Source organism: Vibrio genomosp. F10 str. 9ZD137 (assembly GCF_049974785.1).
In the GTDB taxonomy this organism is placed as follows: domain Bacteria; phylum Pseudomonadota; class Gammaproteobacteria; order Enterobacterales; family Vibrionaceae; genus Vibrio.
Genome location: NZ_JBNGCJ010000131.1, coordinates 1 through 2345, shown reverse-complemented (window position 1 = coordinate 2345; position 2345 = coordinate 1). Strand labels below are relative to the sequence as shown.

The following is a 2345-nucleotide window of genomic DNA, read 5'->3' as shown; positions in this document are numbered from 1 at the left end:
TGCCGCTTAGCAGAGCGTTATATGTCCGGAAGGGTTTGGTGTAATGTTTGAAAGGATTCAGTATGAAAAAAGGGCATTTATTAACCTTAACTTTTGGTTTTATTCTGTTTATATTTGTTGGCAGTAAGTTGAATTTGTTCGGTTCAGGTAATTCAGAGTCCTTTCCAAAATTTCCTAAAGTGGCAGGTTTTACTGTTTCAGATAAATATGATGGTCAATGGGTAGGAAGGCGTATAAACACCACTAGCAATAATATGTGTGAACGCACTACTATAACTGGAAATATTTTAGGCGGGAAAGCCTCACTACTTCTTACATACAATGGTACACCGCTCCAAGGTTGGGTTTCAGAGCAGGGGCAGCTAATTTTGTATGCCAACCATCGGCAGTGGGACTACAGGTTTTCCGGTGAAGGCTTAGGAAGCAAAATAACGGGGAAGTGGCATTTAACAAATGGACCATGCCGGGGTACTTGGTATATTGAGCGTAAAGCTTAACTTTCTAAAGCAAAACACCAGTAGTTTATGAGTGCTAATTTTAAGAAATTATGTGTATGAAATTCATATGGTTAAAGATATTTGTGACAGTTTTGGTTTTTGCTGGTTTATTTGGTGTTGTGTACTACAAAGTTGCCAGTGGCAGCATATAACAAACAATTTAAGCTGACAGCCAACGTGTGGCACTTTTAGTTCCAAATAGCTTGGGTGTAATCGGTGCATTGCTTTAAGTTGGGTATTACGTTGGTCTGCAGCTTAATTGGGCGTTAGCTGTGCCCATAGGTGAGGTATGTTTTGCATGTCAAAATATTACGATGAAGTTCCGTTCGAATACGGCGAGGAGATTCCAGCTACTCCTGGTGAGGTGCGTGGCCATGGCTGGAGTGCAAAGCCCCAAGGTTCAAAATTCGTTTTGTCATTTTTGTCTGGGGCACTAATGGGGCGAAATATAACAATCGAAATATCTGAGGCAGATTATACTTCTGCACAAGAAGGCACACTGGTACTTGATGAAATCTGTAGAAAATACTCAATCAGCTAACAAACTGCTCAACAGGATTAACAAACTTTCGGCAATTTTGGTTTGTTTAGCTTTGGCGTTTACAGTAGTAAATTTTGGCTAAGTGGTTATGTTTGTTAACCTATTAGCAGGGCGTTATGCGCAATTAGAACAAAGGAGGTTCTATGCTTTACTTTCTAACGGCCTTTGCGGTGGCTTTCGGTTACTTGTATTACAGAAAGAAATCAAAAAAACTTTCAACCACAAGTGAAGTAAATAATCTAGAAGGAATTCCAAATAGGCTTGAAAGCGCAATTGAGGAATCTACTCTCGACATACTTAACTGTGATATCTATATGCATTACAGCCAGTATGGACTAACTGAAAAAAGAGGAGATCCAGAATGGGAAAACCAAGAATTTCATTTTTGGCTAGCGCGAGAAAAATTCGAAAGAAAATCTCTTCCAAAACAATTTCAAAGTTTTGATCAACGCATATTTTTCATATCATCCGATAGAAATGATATAAGCATAGTAAAAAGAGAAGTACCTCCTGAGTTTGGAATGGAAGGTGGTGCTACCAAGTACACCTTTGTTCGTGGCAAAGGCATGCTCAAGATTCGCCAGCTCGCAAGAGATGGAGTTATTAGATATCTCCGCCCAGAACGGTTAGATTTATCTAATCTCAACATTTTGCAGGACAAAGATAATTACTTTTTCTTGTTAAACCACTGCGACCTTCGATTCATAGAAAATCGTTTTTATTTAGATGGTGAGTCTCTGTCAATATCTGAAGCGTTTAAAAATGGTTATCTTATGATAGTAACGTCTGCTATTTATGAGCCAAAATTTGGAGAAAGCGCATAACAAATGCTTTAAGAGGGACAACCAACGCTCGGTGATTTTTATACATAGACTAACTTCTGTGTTTAAGGCACTCCATTTGAATTTCAGAGCAGCGTTGTTTGCCCCTTAAGCAGGCGTTATAACTTGTCTGCCCAATCATGATTATTGGGGTGAACCATGTACCCTTACAAAATTTCTAACATTGTTAGATATTCAAATATTGAGGCTCCGATGAAATTTCTCCGTAAGTATAAAATAAGCGTTCTTTTCTGTATCAGCGGTATTTTGTGTTTAATTGCTTATAACACCATCGGTTCATACGTAGATGAGAATGGCTTCTTAGTTGAGCCATTTGGGTTCATTCCTTTATTTTGGCTTTTTCAGCTACTGGCGTTAGTGGCTTTGGTTGTTACCTTCGTTAAATATAGAAAGGTTCAGTAAACGGGCTAGTTAAGCCACAAGCGCACTAAGAAGCTTCGTCTTAGTATCAAGTTTGAAGTGCGA

Annotated in this window: 4 protein-coding genes; all 4 read left to right on the top strand. The window is 38.8% G+C overall.

Translation table 11 applies throughout. The features are described from left to right. Nucleotides 1–62 precede the first annotated feature (62 nt). The 4 genes from ACP45E_RS01540 (at nt 63) to ACP45E_RS01525 (ending at nt 2282) form a co-directional block, all read left to right on the top strand. Nucleotides 63–497, top strand: a complete 435-nt coding sequence (locus ACP45E_RS01540) for a hypothetical protein (protein ID WP_017039107.1) — start codon at nt 63–65, stop codon at nt 495–497. Nucleotides 498–795: 298 nt separating this feature from the next. Next, on the top strand, nt 796–1038 hold the full coding sequence (locus ACP45E_RS01535; protein WP_017039108.1) for a hypothetical protein: 243 nt from the start codon (nt 796–798) through the stop codon (nt 1036–1038). 143 nt (nt 1039–1181) lie between these two features. Continuing rightward, nucleotides 1182–1862: a hypothetical protein gene (locus ACP45E_RS01530; protein ID WP_017039109.1), complete on the top strand. Its 681-nt coding sequence runs from the start codon at nt 1182–1184 to the stop codon at nt 1860–1862. A gap of 210 nt (nt 1863–2072) precedes the next feature. After that, nucleotides 2073–2282 (top strand): DUF3955 domain-containing protein, encoded by a 210-nt coding sequence (locus tag ACP45E_RS01525; RefSeq protein ID WP_026026792.1) that lies wholly within the window; start codon nt 2073–2075, stop codon nt 2280–2282. The last annotated feature ends 63 nt before the right edge of the window (nt 2283–2345 follow it).

Coding starts and splice junctions, on each gene's coding strand:
- ACP45E_RS01535 (WP_017039108.1), top strand. CDS start 796: ATGTCAAAATATTACGATGAAGTTCCGTTCGAATACGGCGAGGAGATT.
- ACP45E_RS01540 (WP_017039107.1), top strand. CDS start 63: ATGAAAAAAGGGCATTTATTAACCTTAACTTTTGGTTTTATTCTGTTT.
- ACP45E_RS01530 (WP_017039109.1), top strand. CDS start 1,182: ATGCTTTACTTTCTAACGGCCTTTGCGGTGGCTTTCGGTTACTTGTAT.
- ACP45E_RS01525 (WP_026026792.1), top strand. CDS start 2,073: ATGAAATTTCTCCGTAAGTATAAAATAAGCGTTCTTTTCTGTATCAGC.